Below are 24,326 nucleotides of genomic sequence, written 5' to 3'. Positions count from 1 at the left end.
ATTGAGTATAACTATTACCATTAATGTCGTTTAAAAACAGGCAGTAAAAGCATCACTTAATGTATAAAAGTGGCGCCCTGATAAACTTATGATTATAAAAGGCCCTACATTATGACTTTGCTCTGGATACCCTTGTTATCCTTGATTGGCAGTGTTATTTCTGCATTCACAGGCAAACTTTCTCGCAATCAAAGTACATTTGCTACTGTGCTTGCACCGTTAACCGCTTTGGGGATTACTTTATACCATGCACCAGCGGTTCTTGCCGGTGAAACTATCCGCTATTCCTTAGCGTGGATCCCCTCTATTGGTCTAGATTTATCGCTTCGTATAGACGGTTTAAGCCTCTTGTTTATGTTTATGATATTAGGCATTGGTTTGCTTGTTATTGTATATACACGTTATTATCTCAGCGCCAATGACTCAATGGCTAAGCTTTATAGCTACTTAATGTTATTTATGACTGCAATGCTAGGCATTGTTATGTCTAATAACGTTATACAGCTATGGCTATTTTGGGAATTGACCAGTATCAGTTCTTTTTTATTGATAAGTTATTGGTGGCATAAATCTGAAGCGCGTAAGGGCGCGCGAATGGCTTTAGCCGTAACGGGTGCGGGTGGTTTAGCACTACTTGGCGGGTTAATGTTACTAGGTGATATTGTTGGCAGTTATGACTTAGATGTTATTTTGGCAAGTAAAGCCATTATTCAATCCCATGATTTATACGAGTTAGCACTTGTTTTAGTATTGCTGGGTGCATTTACTAAATCGGCTCAGTTTCCGTTTCATTTTTGGTTACCTCATGCAATGGCGGCCCCTACGCCCGTTAGCGCTTACTTGCACTCAGCAACGATGGTTAAAGCCGGTATCTTTTTACTTGCGCGCTTTTATCCAGCTTTAGCTGGAACCGAAATGTGGTTTTTATTAGTTGGTTTAACTGGTTTAGCTACATTGTTATTTGGTGCTTACATAGCGTTATTTAAGCACGATTTAAAGGGGTTACTTGCGTATTCGACAATTAGCCATTTAGGTTTGATCACGCTATTGCTTGGCCTTGATACCGAGCTTGCAACGGTTGCAGCCATATTCCATATAATTAACCACGCAACATTTAAAGCGTCGTTATTTATGGCTACTGGTATTATTGACCATGAAACAGGCACGCGTGATATGCGTAAACTTAATGGTATGTGGCGGTTTATGCCTTATACCGCAACTCTTGCAATGGTTGCTGCTGCAGCTATGGCGGGCGTACCTCTACTCAATGGTTTCTTATCTAAAGAAATGTTTTTTGCCGAAACACTACATCAGCAAGTACTTGGATCTATGTCATGGTTAATACCTGTACTTGCAACGGTGGCAGGTGCATTTGCAGTCGCCTATTCAGCACGCTTTATTCACGATGTATTTTTTAACGGCGACCCAATAGACTTACCTAGAACACCGCATGAACCGCCACGTTATATGCGTGTGCCAATAGAAATACTGGTTGTGCTATGTATTTTGGTGGGTATTTTCCCAAGCTTTACTGTTGATAGTATTTTATCTGCGGCGTCATTAGCGGTGTTAGGGGAGGCGATGCCAGAGTACAAGTTAACAATTTGGCATGGTTTTAATCTACCGTTACTGATGAGTGCAATGGCCGTTGTAGGTGGTTTGTTTATTTACGTGAATCGCAAATATTTATTTCAATTTCAGGCTTCACTGCCCACATTAAATGCTAAAAAAACCTTTGAACGTGCAGTGCTGAGTGTAGTTGCATGGTGTCAGAGTAAGATTAACAGCACTGAAAATGGTTCTTTACAGCGCTATTTGGTTATTATGCTGGGTGTCGTATTACTTTGTGCCGGTTGGCCATTATTTGAAATGCAACAATTAGCTGGCAGTATGCCGCGCACACCTGTTGATGTGCATAATGCGATTGGTGCTGGTTTATTAATAATTGGCGCAATAGCCACCGTTATTTGGCACAGATCGAGAATGGTCGCACTGTTGATGCTGTCTATAGTAGGCTTGATGGTGTCGGTTTTATTCACTCGTTTTTCTGCGCCAGATTTAGCGTTAACTCAGCTTACTGTTGAGGTGGCCACTATTATATTGCTTATGCTTGCGTTGTTCTTTTTACCTCAGCATACGCCTAAAGAGTCTAGCTCGTTGCGAGTACTGCGCGACTTAGGAATTGCCTCTACTATTGGTGTAGTGGTTGCGAGTATTTGTTATGCGATATTAACGCGTCCGTTAAATTCTATTTCTGATTACTTTGTCGCTAATGCCAAAACAGGTGGTGGCGGTACAAACGTGGTTAACGTTATTTTGGTCGACTTTAGGGGATTTGACACCCTAGGTGAAATAACGGTACTGGGTATAGCTGCATTAGGTATATTTAAAGTGCTTTCACGTATCCCATTATTTATGCCTGCCAGTGATAGCGAAGGACGTCCATGGGCGCGTGAGCGTTACCCAATATTACTTGCAAGTATTTCACAAAGCTTATTGCCGTTGGCGTTGTTAGTATCAGCGTATATATTCTTGCGTGGTCACAACTTACCAGGTGGTGGTTTTATTGCTGGTTTGGTTACGTCAATTGCTTTCATATTGCAGTACATGGCACATGGCTCTAACTGGATCACCGAGCGTTTTGACATCAACTACCGTAAAATTATTGCCTCGGGGATTGGTATCGCTATGTTTACCGGTGTAGGTAGCTGGTTCTTCGGTCGGCCATTTTTAACCACGTGGTTTGATTACTTTGATATTCCGTTTGTAGGTAAAACAGAGCTTGCTAGTGCAATTGTGTTTGACCTTGGCGTGTACCTCACCGTAGTAGGTGCAACATTAATGATTTTAGCTAGTTTGGGTAATATGACTTCCGATGCCCCTAAAAAAGAGGTGAATATTTAATGGAGCTATTATACGCATCGTGCGTTGGTGTATTAGTTAGCTGCGGTATATTTTTACTGTTGAGAGCACGGACGTTTCCTGTAGTGCTGGGTCTTACCATGATTTCGTATGCAGTAAACTTATTTTTATTTTCATCGGGGCGTTTAACTATAAATAAAGCAGTGGTACTTGGTACCGGAGCAGATTACGCCGATCCACTTCCTCAAGCCTTGGTTTTAACCGCAATTGTAATTGGTTTTGCAATGACAGCATTTGTGGTTATTTTGGCTATTCGTGGACGTGCTGATTTAGGGAGCGATCATGTTGATGGAAGCCCAGTTAAATCAGCTGCTGTAGTTAAGGAGCAAAAATGATTCAACATTTAGCATCCTTACCTATTTTATTACCTATGCTTGCAGCGGTTATTTTGTTACTTCCACCGTGTGGTAAAAGTGTAAAAATTCGCCGTTACGCATCAAATGCTATGGCGCTTATTACGTTTGCCGTTAGTGTGTTTTTATTAATGCATATTTACAATACGGGTATCAGTGTTTATGCAATTGGTGATTGGTCGGCCCCTTTTGGGATAGTACTTGTGGCCGACAATTTATCAACATTACTCGTAGCGCTAACCTCGTTTTTAGGACTTGGGGCCATTTTATATGGCAGTGCGGGCGATGATGAAAAAGGGAGCTTTTATCACCCCCTAGTTCATTTTTTAGTATTGGGTGTTAACGGTGCTTTTTTAACGGGTGATTTGTTTAACCTGTTTGTATTTTTTGAAGTTTTACTTATTGCATCGTATGCATTACTTATGCACGGTGGCGACAAACAAAACACACGTGCAGCGCTACAGTATGTCATTTTAAATTTAGTGGGCTCAAGTGTATTTTTAATAGGTTTAGGTATTTTATATGGCGTATTAGGTACATTGAATATAGCTGATATGGCGCAAAAGGTATCACAGCTTAATGGTGACGATGTATTTATTGCTAAAGCCGGTGGTTTATTACTACTTATTGTATTTGCTTTAAAAGGCGCATTATTGCCCCTACATTTATGGCTTCCAAATACCTATGCAAGCGCTAAACCTGTTGTTGCAGCCTTATTTGCTATTATGACTAAGGTGGGCGTATATGCCATGCTGCGTGTTTACACCGTTATATTTGGTGAACAGGCGGGTGCACTTGAGCACATGGTACAACCTTGGCTTTGGGGATTAGCAATTGCCACTATTATCGTCGGAGCTATGGGCGCAATAGCCGCGCAAGACTTGCGTAAGTTAACTGCTAATTTAGTGTTAGTGTCGGTAGGTACATTAGTTGCGCTAGTGGCTTTACAAAATGTAAATGCAACGGCTGCATTATTATATTACTTAGTGCATTCAACATTAGTGAGTGCCGCGTTATTTTTATTAGCCGACTTAATTGCTAAGCAACGTGGAAAAGTTGCCGACAGGCTTGTTGGTGGGCGTGCAGTTAAACAGCCGCTTTTACTTGGGGCATGTTTTGTTGTTGCCGCTTTAACAGTAGTAGGTATGCCGCCGTTATCTGGCTTTGTTGGTAAAATATGGATACTAAAATCAACTTTAAATAGTGAGCAGGCCTTAGTATTTTGGCCCGTTTATTTAATAACAAGCTTTGCATTGCTAGTTGCACTTTCTCGTGCGGGTACAAGCTTGTTTTGGGAAAGAAAAGATAAACGCAGCGAAAGCCCAGACTGCGCTGATGCAAACCCATTACAAGTTACGGTAATTATAGGGTTACTCGCATGTTCGCCATTATTAGTTATTTTTGGCGGGCCGATTAGCGAATACATGATAGGTGCTGCTACGCAATTACATGATATTAGCGGTGGCATAAATGCTGTACTAAAAGGAGGCATGTAATGAGACTGCAAGCCCGTTTTCGTTGGTTACCAACACCATTTCGTAGCTTATTTTTGTTTATAGTATGGTTGTTGCTCAATAATAGTGTGTCGGTTGGTCATATTGTACTGGCAACATTTTTTGCTATTTTTATTCCTATTTTAAGCTTCTCGTTTAGAGATCCTCAGCCGCTTATATTAAAGCCAGGGCTAGCTCTAAAACAATTTTTAATTGTACTTTACGATATTATTGTAGCTAACTTACAGGTTGCGTTATTAATTGTTGGGCCTTCCAAAAAATTACGCCCCGCATTTATTAAAGTCCCCTTAGACTTAACACATGATATGCCGATTACAATTTTAGCAAGCAGTGTGTCGTTAACACCCGGTACTGTAAGTGCGGAGGTGTACCCTATTCCTGAATCGTTAGCACAGGGCGAGAAAATGACACAGCGTTATTTGCTCATACATGTACTTGACCTTGATAACGAAGCCGAGCTTATCAAGCATATTAAAAAGCGTTACGAAGCTCCACTAAAGGAGATATTTCAATGTTAGATACCGTATTACTTATCGTTTTTGCCATGATAGGGCTCTCTTTATTACTTAATTTGTGGCGCCTTATTATAGGGCCTTCGATTCCTGATAGAGTTTTAGCCCTTGATACTATGTATATTAATGTTATTGCACTTATTGTTTTATACAGCATAAGTATGGGAACAGGCTTGTATTTTGAGGCTGCATTGTTGATAGCCATGTTAGGGTTTGTAAGCACTGTTGCGGTGTGTAAGTATTTACTACGTGGCGATATAATTGAATAGGGTGGCAAGATGATTAGTGAGTGGGTTGTATCAATTTTATTGTTATTTGGCGGCACGTTTATTTTAATTGGTTCGTTAGGCTTATTAAAACTGCCCGATTTTTTTATGCGTTTACATGGCCCAACAAAGGCCACCACTTTAGGTATGGCAAGTATATTAATTGCCGCCATGGTATTTTTTGCAAACTCTGAAACGGGTTTAAGCGTTAAGGAAATATTGATCACTATATTTCTATTAATTACTGCCCCAATAAGTGGCTATATGTTAATTAAGTCGGCTATTCATCACAAACTCAAGCCAAAAGAGGGAACCAAAGGCCTAGACAATATTGAAGATGATTAAGCTTTATTAATTATTACACTATCTAGGTAGTGCCATAGCAATGATGGTTCTTAAACCGAATAAAGAAATTTATTCGGTTTTTTGTTACTAGAGAAGTCGTTAACGCTTTTATTTAAGAGTGATTAATTGAGCTTGAGAACATGATTGTGCGTATTAAGCCTTACAAATTGACAAGAAACTTTAAATTTTATGAATAACATAAACCCAAAAAAATTACTCAATAGCAAATGGACTGCAACGCCTGCCATTAATAAAGAAAAGCATTTTGTAATTGTGGAGGTAGAGTACGATGAAGATGCTAACGTGATAGCGTGTGTTACTGAGTCTGTGTTTTCTAAAAACCAATACCCCATTAGTTGGCGCGATCTCAAAAACACAGAAAAATGGCGTCAAGGTTGGAAGTAGCTTTAATAAATTTATATAAATTAATGGATTGAAATTTAAACATATAGTTAAAGTAGTTTAAAGCCATCAATTTTAGGGAAGATCAGATTGATAAAAAATAACACCAACAATAAAAAACCAGCATTTAGCTGGTTTAAAAAAGTGTTTAGCTAACAGCTATTTTTCATCTGCGTATTTTACGCGAATCTTACTTTTATCAACGGTTAATTGATTAAGTGCTTTAATAGCGCTTTTGCTTTCAATATCGTTTGGCATTTCTACAAAGGCAAATCCTTTAGATTGGCCAGTTTCTTTATCGAGTACTAAGTTACAGGTAGTCACTTTGCCGTGCGCTGAAAACAATGTACGAAGATCTTGCTCTGATGTAGTGCGAGATAAGTTACGAACTAATAATTTCATATTTAACCTAAATAATGGTATCGGGTAGATTATCTCAAGTAACTTGGTTTTAACCTAATTATATTTTTAGCATTGTTATTGCTGTTAGTTTAAAACACTTAACTAGCCCTGAAAGCGAATAATGAGTTATTGGTAATAAATAACTAGTTATTAAAATTAATAATTGGTAAGTTATATTTTTAAAAGTTTACTTACCATTAATGTGTTGGGCTGGTTTGTTATGTCGATATTTCGTTTGAGTGTATTAAATATCTATACAGTGTGCTTTTTAAGTTTTTCATTATTGGGCTGTGGGAGTTCGAGTTCGAAAAATGAGTTAGTCAGCACTGAGCTGTCGGTACAATCTGCCGCAATTATCAGAAGGGAAATATCAGCAAATATAGAAAGCAATCGTCAAAGTGCAGTCGTGGGTGAGCTTTCTATAACAGATGAGCAAGCTGGTGAGGCGGTGTTTATTACTCAGACGAGCAGTCAAACACGTTATGGTATATTTAATCTTTCAAGCAATGGTAGTTGGTCTTACACCCTGGACCTCGCTGACACAAACGTGACCGCATTAGATATAGGTGACACATTACTTGATGAAATAGTAATTAGCTCTGCGGATGGCACTAAAGCGACAATAAGCATTACCGTTGTTGGCGTAGTACAGCCAGATAATTTTGTAGTAAGCGATGAAACAACCCTAAATGCTGATGGCGTTAATTTAGGCCTCAGCGCTTATACGTTAATAGAAAATGTATTTAGTGAAGGCTCAATTGAATCGCCTGATATGTATAGCGGTAATCATGAAGGTGTTATACATATAGTGGAAGATACAGACGATATTGTAGGTAATCACTTTGTATTTTTAGCTCATCGCGATGAAGACCAAGATAAAGACAAAGGCCCGAGTGATCGTCAGCGTAACGAAATTAAGTCCTATGATAAATCACCCCCGGCAACGCTTGCTTTTGAAAATGAAACCGTACAATACAACTGGAAGTTTAAAGTAAGTAGTGAGCTTGAGTTAACGAGTAAATTCAGTCACTTTTTCCAAATAAAAGCCCGTAACGATACCAACGACAATACCAATGGCAACGACGATCAACCTATCATTACGCTCTCTGGTGCTCAAAAAAACAGTACAGGGAACCAGTTACAATTAAGGTATAGCGCAGGTTTTGATGAAAACGGTAACAGTACAGGGCTTGATAAAAACCTTTTAGAAACAGATTGGTCACTTATAACCGATGAGTGGATACAGGTTTTTGTTCAAGCCACATTTAGCGAGGAGGGGCAATTTGAGATGACCCTTACCCGCTTAAGCGACAATGAAGAGCTATTGAATATAAACGAGCAAAATATAGATATGTGGCGAGGCGTAAGAGATGATGACTTTGCACGCCCTAAATGGGGAATTTACCGCTCAATAGTAGAGACCGATAGCCTTCGCGCTGAAGAAGAGCAGGTACGATTTGCTGATTTTGTGATTAAGAAAGGTTCTTTAATAAAGTAATCGACATAATACAATTATAAAATCCACAAAAAAGCCCTTAGTAATTTAATTACCAAGGGCTTTTTTAATGCATTTTAAAAGTAATTATTTTACTTCTTTACCCGCAGCTTGTTGGTCAGCGTGGTAGCTTGAACGAACGAATGGGCCAGAGGCTGCATGTGTAAAGCCAATTTCATCAGCGTATTCTTTCAACGCGTCAAACTCTGCAGGCGGCACGTAACGTTTAACTGGCAAGTGATGCTTAGAAGGTTGTAAATATTGACCAACTGTTAGCATGTCAACGTTATGAGCACGTAGATCACGAAGTACTTCTTCTATTTCGCTAATCTCTTCACCTAGACCAACCATTAAGCCAGACTTAGTTTTTACTTCTGGGTGTGCTTCTTTAAAACGACGAAGTAATTCTAACGACCATTTGTAATCGGCACCTGGGCGCGCAAGTTTGTATAAACGCGGTGCTGTTTCTAGGTTGTGATTAAACACATCAGGTGGCGTTTCAATTAAAATTTCAAGAGCACGGTCCATACGGCCACGGAAATCGGGTACTAAAATTTCGATGGTAATGGTTGGGTTATGCTTACGAATTTCACGGATACAATCGGCAAAGTGCTGTGCGCCGCCATCACGAAGATCATCACGGTCAACCGAGGTAATTACAACGTAGCTAAGCTTCATGTCTTTAATAGTTAGTGCAAGTTTTTCAGGCTCTGCTGCATCAGGTTTTAATGGGCGACCATGAGCAACATCACAAAATGGGCAACGACGCGTACAAATAGCACCTAAAATCATAAAGGTTGCTGTACCGTGGTTAAAACACTCTGATAGGTTTGGGCACGATGCCTCTTCACATACTGAGTGTAAGCCGTGCTTACGCATGGCTTGTTTAATACCGTCAATACGCTCTGTTGACTTTGGTAAGCGAATTTTAAGCCACTCTGGCTTACGCAACATTTCAGTTTTTTCTGTTGGTAAAACTTTAACGGGGATCAACGCCATTTTTTCTGCGTCGCGTAGTTTTACACCTGGTTCCATTTTGACTGGTTTATTCATTCGTTTTCAAACCCTTCAGTATGCTTAACCTGTGCTGCATTAAGCTTTTTAATCATGTGTTTTACGAGTCCTTCACCTGCGCTTTGTAGGTTTTGAGGACCCTCTAATTCTTTTGTTTGCACCATATTCATACCGGCATAACCACACGGGTTGATGCGTAAAAATGGACTTAGGTCCATGTTAACATTTAATGCTAAGCCATGAAATGAGCAGCCGCGGCGAACTCTTAAACCTAATGATGCAATTTTGCTGTCGTTAACGTAAACACCCGGGGCGTCGGCTTTAGCGTATGCTTCAATATTGTATTCAGCAAGCGACTCTATAATGCACTCTTCGAGCCAAGTAACAAGTTCACGCACACCTATCTTTAAACGACGTAGGTTAAATAATACGTACATCATTTGTTGGCCAGGGCCGTGGTAGGTAACTTGGCCACCGCGATCAACTTTAATTACTTCAATGTCGCCAGGGGCAAGTAAATGCTCGTCTTTTCCTGCTTGGCCTTGAGTAAATACACTTTCGTGCTCTACAAGCCAAATTTCATCAGGGGTGTTTTCATCACGTGTATCGGTAAAGTCTTGCATTTTTTGCCAAATAGGCATGTAACGCTGGCGACCTAATTGGCGTACGATTAAAGTGTTTTCGCTCACATCAAATCCCAACTATGGCTTAAAGCATATGGCGTACGTCATCGATATTACTGATCACGTTGTAAATTTCTTCAATGTGTTTACCACTTGTAACCGTAGCTACTAGCGTAACAGACTCATAATTACCTTTACTGCTTGGTTTTACTTTTGGTGCGTAGTCGCCCGGAGCAATAGGTTGTAATTTTGCTAATATTTGATCTGTTAAATTAACGTTGGCTAAACCCATAATTTTAAATGTAAATGGGCAAGGGTACTCTAGGTACTCATCAAATTTAGTATTTTTAACTGGTTGAACCACGTTAGTGACTCCTCATACAAAAGTGTGAACTCTATGTAAAGCACGAAGCTTAATACAGATAGGCGTTTAGCAGTGATGCATATATGGGGCGCATTCTAGCATTTTTCAAGCAAAAAAAAACGCCCCACATGGAGGCGCTTAAATTATATATACTTAGTCATTTACAAGTTATTGCATGATCTGTAAACGTAAGTAGTCATAAATTTTACTAAAGAAGCTGCCTTCTTCCACTTCTTCAAGTGTCACTAGTGGGTATTGCGCAATGTCTTCCCCCTCTAATTGCAAGAATAAAGTGCCTACTTTAGTGCCTTTAGCTAATGGCGCTTCAAGGGTGTTGTCTAGCTCAAAGTTAGCTTTTAGGTTTTTATGCTGACCACGTGGAATAGTGATAGGTGTGTCTTCTAGAATACCTAACGATACATTTTCTTTGTTACCCATCCAAATGCGCTGCTCTGCAAAGCTGTCGCCCGCTTTGTAAGGTGTAATTGTTTCAAAAAAGCGAAAGCCGTAGTTAAGTAGTTTTTTGCTTTCTACTTTACGTGCACGCTCGCTTGAGGTGCCCATAACAACAGCAATTAAACGCATACCATTTTTAGTGGCTGATGTAACTAAGCTGTAGCCAGCTTCAGATGTGTGGCCTGTTTTTATACCATCTACGTCTAAGCTTTCATCCCATAATAGTGAGTTACGGTTGTATTGCTTAATACCATTGTAGGTGTATGATTTTTCTTTATAAATAGCATACTCTTCAGGTACATCTCTGATAAGTGCGGCGCTTAGCGTGGCCATATCACGTGGTGTTGTATAGTGCTCATCAGTATCAAGACCATGGCTATTAATAAAGTGGCTGTTAGTCATACCTAATTTAGCAGCGTGAGCATTCATTAAGTCGGCAAAAGCACTTTCACTGCCTGCTATGTGCTCAGACATAGCAACACAGGCGTCATTACCTGATTGAATAATAATGCCATGATTGAGCTCATCAACACTAATTTGCTTACCCACTTCGATAAACATTTTTGAAGACTCTGGGAAGTTTTTTGCCCATGCTTTTTCGCTAATTGTAACCATGTCGGTAGGGGCTATGTTACCAACTTTAATTTCTGTACCAATTACATAACTGGTCATCATTTTAGTTAAGCTTGCTGGCGCAAGTTTAGTATCGGCTTCGCCTTCAGCAATAACTTTACCTGTTGTAAAGTCTACTAAAAAATAACCCTTTGCATTAACTTGAGGTGGAGCCGGAATAATTTGGGCGCTGGCTGAAAATACGGCGGCTGAACAAACTAAGCCACATACACCTTTGAGGATTTTATGTTTAATTGATTTCATCATACTCATTAATGGTTAAAGTTAAAAATTCGCGTTACGCCATTCTATACCCAAACACCCCCGAGATGCGAGTGTCGTTAGGCTGGTTTGGGTATTTGTCTTACTGAGTGTAAAGCAAGAACGCGTTTTGAAATTGATTTTGTTTTAATTTTTTTAATACTTTTTCTGCATGTTGGGCGTTTTGTATTGGCCCCAAATGTAATCTGTAAATAGTGTCTTTTTTCACAATGTTTGTTGGTAATTTATATTGTTGGCGTAAGCGTTGTGCAAGGGCTTCAATATTTGCCAATGTACTGCCTGCAGCTACTTGAATATACGTTTTATTCGCAGCAGAATTCGAAAGCGTAACCGCCTCAAGCTTAACCTTTGCTGTACCGTGAGTATAGTAGCCGAGCTTGTATGCAGCCGCATATGACAGGTCAATAATTCTGTCATCATGAAAAGGCCCACGGTCGTTTACGCGTACAATTACTGACTTACCATTTTGCGTGTTTGTAACACGAACAAAACTAGGTAAAGGTAATGTTTTATGCGCGGCGGTCATGGCAAACATATCGTATATTTCACCATTTGAAGTGTGGTATCCGTGAAACTTTCTGCCGTACCACGATGCAATGCCTTCTTCTTTGTAACCCGTTTCGTCAAGCATTGGGGTATACCGTTTACCTAGCACCTCGTAGGGGCGAGAAGCACTAGCACTTTTTTGCACCTCAGTAACAATAGCATCCTGCATTTCAAGCGCTGTGGGTGCTCTAAGAGGGGCTGAATCATGGCGCATATGGTAACGCCCACTCGAACCACTACTACAGGCACTGACAGTGATAGCGATTAAGATGATTATTAGAGTCTGAGCGTAACATTGCATTATTTTAAAAGCATCCTTTTGTCTGTCGCAATCGACATAATAATACCAAAGCCGGCCATTAGCGTAATCATCGATGTGCCACCATAACTTATCAGGGGTAAGGGCACACCAACAACAGGTAGTAGTCCTGATACCATGCCAATATTTACAAATATATAAACAAAAAAAGTTAAAGTCAGTGCGCCAGCTAACAGCTTTCCAAATGCGTCTTGTGCATTTACTGCAATATATAAGCTGCGGCCAATTATAAACAAGTACAAGCTAAGTAAAACGCAGACACCAAATAAGCCAAACTCCTCACTTAATACCGAAAAAATAAAATCGGTATGCCGTTCAGGTAAAAACTCAAGTTGTGACTGTGTACCTTGCAACCAGCCTTTACCTTCGACACCGCCAGAACCAATGGCTATTTTAGATTGAATAATATGATAACCCGAGCCAAGAGGGTCGCTCTCCGGATCTAAAAATGTTAGTACGCGTTGTCGTTGATAAGCATGCATACCGTACTGCCAAAATGGCCATGCTGCTAAGGCAACCGCAGCACTTAAAAAGCTAATTAATCGCCAGCTCAACCCTGATAAAAAAAGTACAAATATGCCAGAGCTTGCAATCAGTATTGATGTTCCTAAGTCTGGTTGCTCTTTAATTAATAATGTAGGCAGCATCACTATCGCAAAGCCAAAAATTAAGTGTAGTGGTCGTGGTGGTAAATGTTTACGGCCAATATACCAAGCTACCATCATAGGTACTGCTAGCTTCATTAATTCTGAGGGTTGAAAGCGAGTTAACCCTAAATCAAGCCAACGTTGCGCGCCTTTAGAGCTCACACCAAATAACAACACACCAACCAGCATTAATAACCCAACGCAGTACATCGGTATAGTGAGTCTTTTCAGTGTCGCGGGAGGAATTTGTGCAAGTACTACCATGGCAATGATGGCCACACCCATCCGCGTCATGTGTCTTACCATCATCGCTGACTCTTGGCCACTTGCGCTGTACACAACCGTAATGCTTCCAGCCATCATAAGTAAAATGGCAATAAGTAAAGGCAAATCTAAATGCATGCGCATCCAAATAGAGCGCTTGTCATGCAGGGCGGTCATAGGGTGTTATTCCTTGCCAGTTCAACAGGGTTAGCTGCAAAGTAATAATCCATTAACTGTCTGGCAATAGGTGCGCCAACCGTGCTGCCACCACCATTATTTTCAACAACAATAGACACAACTATTTGAGGATTATTGTAAGGGGCAAACCCCACATAAATGGCATTATCGCGTTGTCGCTCTTTAAGTGATTCTGCATCGTACTTTTCACCTTGTGCAATGCTCACAACTTGTGCCGTGCCCGTTTTACCTGCAGGGTCGTAGTTTACGCCCTTAAACGCTTTGTGGGCGGTGCCTGTGACTTTAGTTACGGTATTGTGCATAGCATCAATGGCTATACGCCAATTGTCAGGATTGTTCAGTACTACAGGTGGCTTTTCTTCATTATTTATTTGCGTCACATCGTCCTCTTTTTTAGCCACTTGCGCTAAGTGAGGAGGGTGGTTAACCCCTTTGTTAACAAGTATGTTAGTTGCATTAGCAATTTGAATCGGTGTTGCGGTCCAATATCCTTGGCCAATGCCTACAGAAATTGTATCGCCACGCCACCATGACTCTTTAAATCTGTTTTCTTTCCATTCTTTTGAAGGCAATATCGCGGTGGTTTCTTCGTGTATATCTATACCCGATAGGTCGCCAAAACCAAAGCGCGCCATAAAATTACTAATTTTTGTAATGCCTAATCGGTACGCGGTATCGTAAAAGTACGTATCGCACGACTCTTCAATGGCTTTGTATACATCCACATGGCCATGGCCCCAACGTTTCCAGTCGCGCCATTTGTGCTCTACGTTTTGAATTTGGAAAAAGCCCGGGTCCCACATGGTTGTCCCTTCCGTCACCATGTTTTCTTCAAGTGCTAAAATAGCCATATGCGGTTTAATGGTGGATGCTGGTGCGTATCGGCCTTGGGTAGCCCTATTAATGAGTGGGCGATCTGGGTTAAGAAGTGCCTTATAATTTTTACTGCTAATACCGTGTACAAATAAATTGGGGTCGTAGCTTGGGTTCGAATATAGCGCAAGTATTCCGCCATCTTTTGCATCCATTACGACAACCGCACCGCGCATGTCTTTGAGTGCATGTTGGGCTATTTGTTGCAGGCCAATATCGAGCGTTAACACTAAATCACTACCTGGCTGTGGGGGAAGCATACTCAGGGTGCGGATAACACGACCACGGTTATTAACTTCTACACGTTGCGAACCGACTTGACCATGTAAAAGTTGCTCGTAGTATTTTTCAATACCGAGTTTGCCAATATCGTGGGTTGCACGATAGTTTGTGGCTTGGCCTTCTTGTTCGAGCTTGTTCAGCTCTTTTCGGTTTAGCTTTGCAACATAACCTAGGGCATGAGTAAGCGTGTCGCCGAATGGGTAATAACGTGCTAAACGGGCTTCGATACTAAACCCGGGGAATTTATGCTGGTTAACCGAAAATGTAGCAACATCGGCTTCATCAAGGCGCGCTTTAAGTACTTGCGATTTAAAACGGCGCGTGTTTTTTATATCTTTTAAAAAATCTTGTTTTTCTTGTTCTGTAATCGTGATTAGTTGGCTTACTTGCTCAAGTGATTTTTCAAGGTTATCAACCTCCTCGGGGATCACCTCGAGATTATAAACGGGTTTGTTCTCAGCAAGCAGTACACCGTTTCGGTCGTAAATTAAACCGCGATTAGGTGCAATAGGAATAACTTTAATACGGTTGTCGTTGGAGCGGGTTTGATAATCTTGGTGGTCTTTTACTTGAATATTGTAAAGATTAGTAATTAAAACAGCTACTAACCCTAATACAAAAACAAAACCCACAAATGCACGCCGTGCAAACAAATTTGCTTCTGCGGAGTGATCGCGAATAGTGGGTCTTTGTTTTAGCATAGCAAGGCGTTACTCGCGATGATAGGGATGATTGTTATTTAAGCTCCAGCCTCTATATAGGCTTTCTGCAACAATAATTCGCACCAAAGGGTGTGGTAATGTTAGGTTCGATAACGACCACTTTTGCTCCGATGCAGCAATGCATTCTGGAGCAAGTCCTTCTGGGCCGCCAATAAGTAAACTTACATCGCGGCCATCGAGTTGCCATTTTTCCATGTTTTTAGCAAGTTGGTGAGTATCTAGCGCTTTGCCAGTGACTTCTAGCGTAACAATACGATTGCCTTTAGGAATAGCGGCTAATGTTTTTTCGCCTTCAATATGTAAAATACGCTTTATATCGGCATTTTTGCCACGTTTACCGGCGGGTATTTCAATTAGCTCTAAAGCCATATCCTTGGGAAAACGGCGCTGGTATTCAGCAAATCCCGTTTCTACCCACGCTGGCATTTTTGTACCAACAGCAATCATTTGTATTTTCACGAATAACTTCCAAGCGTTGCTTTTAACAAGTGGGTGGTTAGCCCCACAGTTTTTCTAGATCGTAATAGCTACGTGCTTCAGTTTGCATCACGTGTACAACCACATCGCCTAAATCAACCAGTGCCCATTCGCCGTCATTTTCGCCTTCATAGCCTAATGGCTCTGAATCTGCATGACGTGCTTCTTTTGCTAAGTGGTCGGCGATTGATTGAACGTGGCGTTTAGACGTGCCAGTACAAATTACCATGTAATCGGTAATGTCTGATTTATCAGTTACGTCTATGTCAACGATGTCACGCGCTTTCATATCGTCAATTTTATCCATTGCAAAGGCGAGTAGTTGTTTTGAATCCAAGGTTTTGTCTCAATTTAAAAATTTAATGGCGCGTATTTTAACACGCTAGGCATTTTTAAGCATCAATTTGATATAGCTGATGCATTTGTATGTAATGACTCACGGCATCGGGTAATAGTTCATTCTTTTTGTTACTTTTTTTAAGATCATCACGAATAGAACTAGAAGCTGCATCAAGCATTTTACCCGGTAAAAAGTAAAGTTTACCACCTAAATGCTCTGTAATAAGAGCGGGGTCATCGACGAGGGCATGTTGCATGTAGTGCTTAAGCTCACCTGTTACCTGACAACTCTGCGCTGGTCGTTGATATACCACAATATGGCAAAGCTCTGTAATTGTTTGCCATTCAAACCACTTATTTAGTGAATTAAATGAATCCATTCCAATCAAAAATAAAATAGGTGTACTTGGGTACTCTTTACGTAGTTCTTGCAGGCTAAGTAATGAGTATGATGGGCCTGAACGATCTAGCTCTCTTAAATCGAGTGCAAAATGAGGGTACGGTTTAATTGCCGCATTGAGCATATTAACACGATGTTCTGTGCTTATACCTGGTGCTGTTTTGTGAGCCGGTAGTGCGCAGGGCATAAAATACAATGTGCTTAAATTAAATGCGCTTACACATTGCTGAGCCATATTAATATGGCCTAAATGAACGGGGTCGAAGGTGCCACCAAAAATAGCAATCATTTTTTTGTCCAACAGGTTAAGCAACTAATTAAGGCTGTGACACGGCATAGGAATATCGAGCGGTTGACAAAACTTAATACAAATATGTGCAAGTGCCTGATAAGGAGCAATTAAGTTGCCTTGTTTATAGCTTGCATCAAATAAAGCAATGTCACTATTAATTTGCTCAAGTACAGTAATATTTAGGCGATTAACGGCATTTTGCACCGGCCCTTGCTGATTTTTCCAAATGGCATTTTGTTTAAATAAGCTGGCTATTGGCTCACCATTTAACAATCCCAATTGCACATTCATCAAGGTGTTGAGTTCTTTTGTAATCGCCCACAATATACTCACAACTTCAGTGTTGTCACTGGCTAATTTGTTTAAAACTTTAATAGCTTGCTTGGCATGACCATTTAATAAGGCATCGCTTAAATCAAAAATATCAAATTTGGCTTGATTTAATAGCCCTTGCATAACCAATTGCTGGGTAATAAGTGCGTTGCCATGCAGTAAAGAGAGCTTTTCAAGTTCCTGAAAACACGCTAATAAATTACCTTCTGTTGCATTGATAAGGCTTAATTTGGCATCATTTTGCATGTTAAGAGCCAAGCGTTGACATTGCTCATCAAGCCATCGTTTTACGTGCGAGCCAGTCAGTGGATAACAAGGTACAAATACACCTTGTTTGTCGAGTGCTTTAAACCAGGCACCGCGTTGTACTTCTTGGCTCGCTTTTGCACCTTTAATAATTAGTATCGTGTCGGGGTTAACAAGCTCAACGACACGCTTAAAGGTATTACTACCAATTACACCGGGCTTTTGCTGGTTTAGGTCAAACTCAATAATAGTGCGTGCACTAAATAACGACATGCTTTGATATTGCGCTATTATTTCCTGCCAATCAAACCCCTGCATTAAAGTAAATTTAATTACTTCATCAAAGCCTTGTGCTTTGGCAGTATCGCGAATTAGCTGAACACACTGTGCTTCTTGAAAAGGCTCTTCACCAAAAACTAAGTAAAAAGGTTTTAAGCCTTTGTTTAACTCGTTAGGTAATTGATTAGCGTAACAGCGCATTACAGTTGCGACAGCTCTCTAACAATACGGCGACTTGCTTGTTTACGAATTTCGTTAATTAGCAGCTCTAGCTCTTTGGCTTTGGCAAGTGCGTTATCGGGGTCGTCTTGATAATTTCTATAAAGCTCAAAGCGTTTTTCTATAGCATCTTTATTGGGGTGTTTTAGAACATATGAAACGCCATAGGCAAGTTCGTATTCAGCAACCTGGCCATTTTTAAATAACGACAACGTTTGGCGTTCTATGGTTTCTTTACGTAAATACAGCTGCGCTACGTTTTTAGATGAAGAGGTAAGTTCAACTTCACTTGCTAACAGCTCTTTTTGTAGCTGTTCAAATAAAGCTGATTTTTCGTCATCACCAATTAGCGTAATGAGTTTTAGATTATCAGGCAGGCTTGACGCTTGCTTTAAGTGAAACCCACAACTAGATAACAAAAAACAGACTAGCGCTAAGGCTAGCCCGTTTTTAACGGCCTTAAATACAGCCATATTAGTTAGCAACCACGTTAAGTAGTTTACCTGGCACGTAAATGATCTTACGAATGGTTTTACCATCAGTAAATTTAGTTACGTTAGCTTCTGCAAAGGCAAGTGTTTCTACTTGTTCTTGCGTTGCATCTGCTGCCACAGTTAGCTTAGCGCGAAGTTTACCGTTTACTTGAACGATGATGAGCTTTTCATCTTCAACCAGGGCTGATTCGTCAACTGTTGGCCATGCTGCATCTAAAATATCACCGTCTTTACCTAGTTCTTCCCACAACTCATGAGATAAATGCGGCGTAATAGGGGCAAGCATAATAATTAACGCTTCAAGTGCCTCATTTGCAATGGCAATGTCTTGTGCATCGTTAAGTGGCGCTTTAATTAACTTATTAGACAGCTCCATGATGGCAGCAATCGCCGTGTTAAACGTTTGACGACGTTCAACATCATCACTTACCTTTGCAATGGCTTTGTGTAATTCGCGACGAAGTACTTTTTGTGGGTTAGTAAGCGCAGACTTTTCAAGTGCTTGGTAACCTGCCGCTTTCACGTCTACTGCATATTTCCATACACGTTTTAAGAATCGGTGTGCGCCTTCAACGCCAGAGTCTGACCATTCGAGTGTTTGTTCTGGTGGTGCAGTAAACATCATGAATAAACGCACTGTATCAGCACCGTATTGTGCAATTACTTGTTGTGGGTCTATACCATTATTTTTAGATTTAGACATTTTGCTCATGCCTGAAGAAAATACTGGTTCGCCATCTTCCTTGTGCCATGCTTTAGTAACTCGACCTTTTTCGTCAGTTTCTGTTTCAACATCGCTTGGTGAAATCCAAATATCACCACCTTTTTCATCTTTACGATAGAACGTTTCAGCCAATACCATGCCTTGACATAGTAAACGGTCAAATGGCTCGTCTGAATTTACTAAACCAAAGTCGCGCAATAGTTTATGGAAAAAACGTGAGTACAATAAGTGTAAAATTGCGTGTTCAATACCACCTATGTATTGGTTTACAGGTAACCAATAGTTAGCGGCTGCTGGGTCTAACATGCCCTCGTCGTAACGTGGGCTACAGTAACGTGCGTAATACCAAGACGATTCCATAAAAGTATCGAAGGTGTCAGTTTCGTGAGTAGCAGGTACGCCGTTTACCGTTGCTTTTGCCCATTCTGGGTCTGCTTTGATTGGCGAAGTAACGCCATTCATAACTACATCTTCTGGTAAACGTACTGGCAGCATTTCTTCGGTGGCGGCTAATTCGTTGCCGTTTTCGTCGCTCAGCATTGGAATTGGAGAGCCCCAATAACGTTGGCGGCTAACACCCCAGTCACGTAAACGGAAGTTTACTTTACGCTCACCCACGCCTAGTGCTTCTAGTTTGTCGGCAATCGCATTAAACGCTGCTGAAAAGTCTAATCCGTCAAATTCGCCAGAGTTTACTAATACACCTTTTTCGGTGAATGCTTCTTGCTCTAGGTTTACTTCAAGGTCTGAGCCTTCAGCTGGCGCAATAACTTGTTTAATATCTAGGCCGTATGCATTTGCAAACTCAAAGTCACGTTGGTCGTGGGCAGGTACTGCCATTACCGCGCCTGAGCCGTAATGCATAAGCACAAAGTTAGCCACCCAAATAGGCACTTGCTTGCCTGTTAATGGGTGAGTTGCGTAAAAGCCTGTTGCAATGCCTTTTTTCTCCATTGTTGCCATATCTGCTTCGGCTACTTTGGTGTTTTTGCATTCTTCAACAAACATTGCAATCGCATCGCTGTTTTTAGCTGCTTCTTGGGCAATAGGGTGGCCACCGGCAACGGCGAGATAAGTTACACCCATGAAGGTATCTGGACGTGTAGTGTATACGCTAAACTTTTCGTTGTTATCGGTACGCGTAAATTCAATGTCTAAACCTTCAGAGCGGCCAATCCAATTGCGCTGCATGGTTTTAACTTGCTCAGGCCAGTCTTCTAATTTGTCTAAATCGTCTAAAAGCTCTTGTGCGTAGTCGGTAATCTTAATAAACCACTGTGGAATTTCTTTTTGCTCAACCACAGCGCCAGAGCGCCAACCGCGACCGTCAATAACTTGTTCGTTAGCAAGTACAGTTTGATCAACCGGATCCCAGTTTACGGTCGACATTTTTTTGTACACTAAGCCTTTTTCGTAAAGCTTAGTAAAAAACCACTGCTCCCACTTATAGTACTCTGGGTGACACGTTGCAATTTCACGATCCCAATCGTAACCAAAACCTAATTGCTTAAGTTGGTTACGCATGTAATCAATGTTTTCGTAAGTCCACTTTGCAGGCGCTGTTTTATTTTTAATAGCGGCGTTTTCTGCTGGTAAACCAAACGCATCCCAACCCATAGGCTGCATTACGTTTTTGCCTTGCAGGCGCTGGAAACGAGAAACAACATCACCAATGGTGTAGTTACGCACATGACCCATATGCAGTCGACCACTCGGATAAGGGAACATAGAAAGACAGTAATATTTTTCTTTGCTCTCATCTTCAGTGACTTTAAATACTTGGTTTTCTTCCCAGTAGCTTTGTACTTTTGACTCTATATCTTGCGGGTTATATTGCTCTTGCATCTACGATTCCAGACTTCTTGCAAACTAATAAAAAATTGCCGATAGGATAACCCAAATAAAGCACTATTCACAGCGTCAAAAACACCGTTTTGCTAAATTGTAACCTTCATGTCAGGTTAACCTATACTTATCTATGTTAAACGTCAGGCGTGTTGACCTGTGTAGATTGAAATTTGCTCAGTTTAGGGTTTTCTAATCACATTATAAAATGTTACCTAGTGGCCTGAGTAAAGATTCATAAATATTGCGTCAACCCAACTCGTTTATTAGCAATTTTGAAGGAGTACATAATGGCAGATTATAAAGCATGGCTTAGTGATTTAAGCGCGTGGCTAAAAGACATCAAAGATCATGAGGTAAAAGATGCGGTAACTCGTTTTGTTGAATCAGAGCAAGCACTTAAAAATTTAGGTGAGGAAAAGTATCAGCTTTACCGCAACTACTTAAAACGCGACATAGCGCACCTTAGCGAGAACGATTCCCACTATAATTCGCTTGCATGGCAAGAACTTAAAGAGTCTTTATGGTTTGAACTTTCACATATAGAAGACAAAACTCAACTGGAATGGCAATCCCTAAACCAAGATTTTAAACATAATGGGGTGTATCACGCAGGTGAATGGATAGCCATGGGCACATTAGTATGTAAGAATTGCACTCATAGTTACGATGTTTATCACGCCACACAAATTTTACCGTGTATTGAGTGTGATGGAATCTATTTTAGTCGTAAGGCACTGCACCCTTAAGCATATGTATTAAGTGGCTGCTGGCCACTTAATACGCCCAAAAGCCAGCGATTATGCTGGTATATAAAGAAGTTAGAATGACGAAAAAACTGCTGCCACTACCTGTATCAACGCTTGCACCTAGTATTTCTGCTAATCACGTACTGACGTGCATGAATAATCCCTACCCAGAGCAACTCAATTTTATTGGGCAACAACGTGCACAAAGTGCGCTGGACTTTTCGCTGGGGATGGAATTACCTGGTTATAACGTTTACGTTATGGGCGAAGCCGCACATGGGCGTTACACACTCGTAAAGGACAAACTAAAACAACATGCCAAAGGCCGAGTAACCCCAAACGAATGGTTGTATGTTAATAACTACGACGACCATCGCGAGCCAATAGCATTGTTTATGCAGGCAGGGCAAAGCAAGCAATTGAGTGACGACATAGACTCATTTTTAGACGAAGTGCTCGACACGTTTCCAGCCGCATTCGATAACCCTGCTTATCAGCGAAAGAAAAAATCAATTGATCGTGAATTTAATGATGCTTACGACAGCGCAATTACCGCCGTTGAAGTGGCTGCGCTTGAGCAAAGTGTTGCACTTGTTGAAGAAAAAAGCTCAGTGGGCTTTGCGCCGCTTATAGATGGCAAGCAGTTGAGTGATAGCGAGTTTGCAGAACTAGAAGATGAACTTCGCGAAGCGTTTTTTGAGAAAATAGAAAAACTAGAAGATGCGTTAATTGAAGCACTGATAGAGTTGCCGCGTTGGAAACGTGAATCAAAAGAAAAACTCCGCAACCTTAAAAAGTCGACCGCTGAGCAAGCAACTAAACCACTGTTAAAAGATTTAGAACATAAATACGCCACACATATTGGCGTGCTTCGCTATTTAAAAGACATACGTGTAGAAATTATAGATGCTGTACTTGAATGGCTAGACGATGAAGACGAAAACGAAGAAAATAAAGAAGACTTTGATCGTAAAGGCATGCTCACTGACTTTTTTGCACCCAATATTTTAGTCGAGTTTAAAGAAGACGATGCAGCTCCTGTGGTGTACGAGCCTAACCCTACCTTTGGTAATTTATTTGGCAAAATAGAGTATGCCACTTCACAAGGTACACTAATCACCAGCTACCGCTCAATTCAGCCCGGTGCATTACACCGTGCAAATGGCGGTTATTTGATAATGGATGCTGAAAAAGTAATGGCTAACCCGCAAGTGTGGGATGGGCTAAAGTTATCGCTGAAAATGCACCAAATTAAAAATGACTTACCATATCAAGATAGTACAGTAGGCACGAGCTTTACGCTTCGCCCGCAATTGATCCCACTTGATGTAAAAATTATTTTATTAGGCTCGCGCGATTTGTATTACACCATAGGTGAATACGATGAAGAATTCGCAGAGCTATTCAGAGTACTAGCTGATTTTGATTACTACTTACCAAGCAGTGATAAGTTACAGTATCAGTTTATTACTAAAGTGACAGAGTACTGCGAAAAAACGCTTAAGTGCACTACAACGCAAGCCGCTATGGTGAGATTGCTTAAATTTAGTTATCGCCAGGCTGAGCATCATAATAAGCTGTCAGCGCGTTTTGCTGATGTGTTAGAGCTGGTGGCTGAGGCAAGTTACTACGCAAAACAAGATAAGCTAACGGTTATTGATGCGCATCATATTGATGAAGCCATTGAGGGTAAGCAATACCGCACCGGTCAAATTAGTGAAAATATGCTCAGTGATATCAAAGAAGGTCATACGTTAATTGCTACAACCGGACAAGCCATTGGTAAGGTAAATGGCTTAACGGTACTGCACATTGGTGATACGTCGTTTGGTACACCGGCGCGAATTACAGCCACGGTATACGCCGGCGCTGATGGCGTAATAGACGTGGAACGTGAAGCGGAACTGGGTAAAGCCATTCACTCTAAAGGCGTGATGTTACTTACCGGTTATTTAGGTAATAAATATGCCCAGCAGTTTAGCCTTACGCTCAGCGCAAACATTGCAATAGAACAAAGCTATGGCTACATAGACGGCGATAGCGCCTCGTTGGCTGAGCTTTGCGCGTTAATTTCGGCTATTACAAGCTTACCAATAAGCCAATCAATTGCGCTTACGGGGTCTATAAATCAACATGGTGATGTACAAGCCATTGGTGGTGTAAACGAAAAAATAGAAGGCTTTTTTAAGCTGTGTAAAATGCGCGGCTTAACGGGTGAGCAAGGCGTTATTATTCCTAAGTCAAACCAAGTTAATTTGGTTTTAGACGACGAAATACTCAATGCAGTAGAGCAAGGTAAATTTAATATTTACGCAGTAGAGACGGTCGATCAGGCGCTAAACTTACTGATGGATATTGAAGCGGGCGAACTCATCGACGATGTATACCCTGAAAGTTCAGTAAACGGTATCGCCCTTGCGCGTTTAAAAGAGATTGCCGATATTGTTAATGGCGATAACGACGACGATGCGGATGACGAGCTAGAAAACGAAAAACGAGAAGACGAGAAAAACTAA

At 40.9% G+C, this 24,326-nt stretch carries 24 protein-coding genes; 10 read left to right on the top strand and 14 right to left on the bottom strand.

Features of this window, described 5'->3' with window-relative positions:
• The first annotated feature begins 111 nt into the window (after window positions 1-111).
• The 7 genes from CWB65_RS09080 to CWB65_RS09050 all read left to right on the top strand — a co-directional run bounded on the left by CWB65_RS09080 (window position 112) and on the right by CWB65_RS09050 (window position 6,317).
• Window positions 112-2,904 carry a monovalent cation/H+ antiporter subunit A gene (locus tag CWB65_RS09080; RefSeq protein ID WP_033025209.1) on the top strand — a complete coding sequence of 931 codons (2,793 nt, stop codon included), beginning with the start codon at window positions 112-114 and terminating at the stop codon, window positions 2,902-2,904.
• The gene (locus CWB65_RS09075) at window positions 2,904-3,257 is read left to right on the top strand and encodes a Na+/H+ antiporter subunit C (protein WP_006793383.1); all 354 of its coding nucleotides are present in this window, start codon (window positions 2,904-2,906) and stop codon (window positions 3,255-3,257) included. Before CWB65_RS09080 ends, CWB65_RS09075 begins: the two co-directional genes overlap by 1 nt.
• On the top strand, window positions 3,254-4,771 hold the full coding sequence (locus CWB65_RS09070; protein ID WP_008128112.1) for a monovalent cation/H+ antiporter subunit D: 1,518 nt from the start codon (window positions 3,254-3,256) through the stop codon (window positions 4,769-4,771). Before CWB65_RS09075 ends, CWB65_RS09070 begins: the two co-directional genes overlap by 4 nt.
• On the top strand, window positions 4,771-5,307 hold the full coding sequence (locus CWB65_RS09065) for a Na+/H+ antiporter subunit E (RefSeq protein WP_008128114.1): 537 nt from the start codon (window positions 4,771-4,773) through the stop codon (window positions 5,305-5,307). Before CWB65_RS09070 ends, CWB65_RS09065 begins: the two co-directional genes overlap by 1 nt.
• The gene (locus CWB65_RS09060; protein WP_006793386.1) at window positions 5,301-5,570 is read left to right on the top strand and encodes a K+/H+ antiporter subunit F; all 270 of its coding nucleotides are present in this window, start codon (window positions 5,301-5,303) and stop codon (window positions 5,568-5,570) included. The genes CWB65_RS09065 and CWB65_RS09060 overlap by 7 nt, the downstream gene beginning before the upstream one ends.
• Before the next feature lie 9 nt (window positions 5,571-5,579).
• Window positions 5,580-5,912: a Na+/H+ antiporter subunit G gene (locus CWB65_RS09055; protein WP_006793387.1), complete on the top strand. Its 333-nt coding sequence runs from the start codon at window positions 5,580-5,582 to the stop codon at window positions 5,910-5,912.
• A 189-nt stretch (window positions 5,913-6,101) separates the two neighbouring features.
• Window positions 6,102-6,317: a TIGR02450 family Trp-rich protein gene (locus tag CWB65_RS09050; protein ID WP_008128120.1), complete on the top strand. Its 216-nt coding sequence runs from the start codon at window positions 6,102-6,104 to the stop codon at window positions 6,315-6,317.
• 156 nt (window positions 6,318-6,473) lie between these two features.
• On the opposite strand, the gene CWB65_RS09045 is transcribed toward CWB65_RS09050, so the two are convergent.
• A complete protein-coding gene (locus CWB65_RS09045; protein ID WP_006793389.1) occupies window positions 6,474-6,716 on the bottom strand; it encodes an RNA recognition motif domain-containing protein in 243 nt (80 codons plus the stop codon).
• 220 nt (window positions 6,717-6,936) lie between these two features.
• On the opposite strand from CWB65_RS09045, the gene CWB65_RS09040 reads away from it, so the two are divergent.
• Window positions 6,937-8,214, top strand: coding sequence for a VCBS domain-containing protein (locus CWB65_RS09040; protein WP_033025217.1), 1,278 nt, complete (start codon window positions 6,937-6,939; stop codon window positions 8,212-8,214).
• 84 nt (window positions 8,215-8,298) lie between these two features.
• Here CWB65_RS09040 and lipA read toward each other — a convergent pair whose 3' ends face one another.
• The 13 genes from lipA to leuS all read right to left on the bottom strand — a co-directional run bounded on the left by lipA (window position 8,299) and on the right by leuS (window position 21,061).
• A complete protein-coding gene (gene lipA, locus CWB65_RS09035) occupies window positions 8,299-9,264 on the bottom strand; it encodes a lipoyl synthase (RefSeq protein WP_004585911.1) in 966 nt (321 codons plus the stop codon).
• Complete coding sequence (lipB, locus tag CWB65_RS09030) at window positions 9,261-9,914, bottom strand: lipoyl(octanoyl) transferase LipB (protein WP_006793391.1); 654 nt, start codon at window positions 9,912-9,914, stop codon at window positions 9,261-9,263. The genes lipA and lipB overlap by 4 nt, the downstream gene beginning before the upstream one ends.
• Before the next feature lie 19 nt (window positions 9,915-9,933).
• Window positions 9,934-10,212, bottom strand: a complete 279-nt coding sequence (ybeD, locus tag CWB65_RS09025) for a DUF493 family protein YbeD (RefSeq protein WP_006793392.1) — start codon at window positions 10,210-10,212, stop codon at window positions 9,934-9,936.
• A gap of 168 nt (window positions 10,213-10,380) precedes the next feature.
• A complete protein-coding gene (locus CWB65_RS09020) occupies window positions 10,381-11,544 on the bottom strand; it encodes a serine hydrolase (RefSeq protein WP_008128128.1) in 1,164 nt (387 codons plus the stop codon).
• A 100-nt stretch (window positions 11,545-11,644) separates the two neighbouring features.
• Complete coding sequence (locus CWB65_RS09015) at window positions 11,645-12,409, bottom strand: septal ring lytic transglycosylase RlpA family protein (protein ID WP_033025211.1); 765 nt, start codon at window positions 12,407-12,409, stop codon at window positions 11,645-11,647.
• Complete coding sequence (rodA, locus tag CWB65_RS09010) at window positions 12,409-13,515, bottom strand: rod shape-determining protein RodA (protein ID WP_138740437.1); 1,107 nt, start codon at window positions 13,513-13,515, stop codon at window positions 12,409-12,411. Before rodA ends, CWB65_RS09015 begins: the two co-directional genes overlap by 1 nt.
• The gene (gene mrdA, locus CWB65_RS09005; protein WP_033025212.1) at window positions 13,512-15,392 is read right to left on the bottom strand and encodes a penicillin-binding protein 2; all 1,881 of its coding nucleotides are present in this window, start codon (window positions 15,390-15,392) and stop codon (window positions 13,512-13,514) included. Before mrdA ends, rodA begins: the two co-directional genes overlap by 4 nt.
• Before the next feature lie 9 nt (window positions 15,393-15,401).
• Window positions 15,402-15,872, bottom strand: a complete 471-nt coding sequence (gene rlmH, locus CWB65_RS09000; RefSeq protein ID WP_002958522.1) for a 23S rRNA (pseudouridine(1915)-N(3))-methyltransferase RlmH — start codon at window positions 15,870-15,872, stop codon at window positions 15,402-15,404.
• Window positions 15,873-15,909: 37 nt separating this feature from the next.
• A complete protein-coding gene (rsfS, locus tag CWB65_RS08995; RefSeq protein WP_006793397.1) occupies window positions 15,910-16,227 on the bottom strand; it encodes a ribosome silencing factor in 318 nt (105 codons plus the stop codon).
• A gap of 55 nt (window positions 16,228-16,282) precedes the next feature.
• Window positions 16,283-16,918: a nicotinate-nucleotide adenylyltransferase gene (nadD, locus tag CWB65_RS08990; RefSeq protein ID WP_008128145.1), complete on the bottom strand. Its 636-nt coding sequence runs from the start codon at window positions 16,916-16,918 to the stop codon at window positions 16,283-16,285.
• 24 nt (window positions 16,919-16,942) lie between these two features.
• A complete protein-coding gene (gene holA / locus CWB65_RS08985) occupies window positions 16,943-17,980 on the bottom strand; it encodes a DNA polymerase III subunit delta (protein WP_008128152.1) in 1,038 nt (345 codons plus the stop codon).
• Window positions 17,980-18,471: an LPS-assembly lipoprotein LptE gene (locus CWB65_RS08980; protein ID WP_008128156.1), complete on the bottom strand. Its 492-nt coding sequence runs from the start codon at window positions 18,469-18,471 to the stop codon at window positions 17,980-17,982. Before CWB65_RS08980 ends, holA begins: the two co-directional genes overlap by 1 nt.
• 1 nt (window position 18,472) lies before the next feature.
• A complete protein-coding gene (gene leuS, locus CWB65_RS08975; RefSeq protein ID WP_008128157.1) occupies window positions 18,473-21,061 on the bottom strand; it encodes a leucine--tRNA ligase in 2,589 nt (862 codons plus the stop codon).
• Window positions 21,062-21,351: 290 nt separating this feature from the next.
• On the opposite strand from leuS, the gene CWB65_RS08970 reads away from it, so the two are divergent.
• Together CWB65_RS08970 and CWB65_RS08965 are read left to right on the top strand one after the other, a co-directional pair.
• Window positions 21,352-21,810 (top strand): zinc ribbon-containing protein, encoded by a 459-nt coding sequence (locus CWB65_RS08970; protein ID WP_006793402.1) that lies wholly within the window; start codon window positions 21,352-21,354, stop codon window positions 21,808-21,810.
• 77 nt (window positions 21,811-21,887) lie between these two features.
• On the top strand, window positions 21,888-24,326 hold the full coding sequence (locus CWB65_RS08965; RefSeq protein WP_248518434.1) for a Lon protease family protein: 2,439 nt from the start codon (window positions 21,888-21,890) through the stop codon (window positions 24,324-24,326).

This window comes from Pseudoalteromonas sp. S554, from assembly GCF_005930865.1.
In the GTDB taxonomy this organism is placed as follows: domain Bacteria; phylum Pseudomonadota; class Gammaproteobacteria; order Enterobacterales; family Alteromonadaceae; genus Pseudoalteromonas; species Pseudoalteromonas marina.
This window is presented reverse-complemented; position numbering and strand designations above follow the sequence as displayed.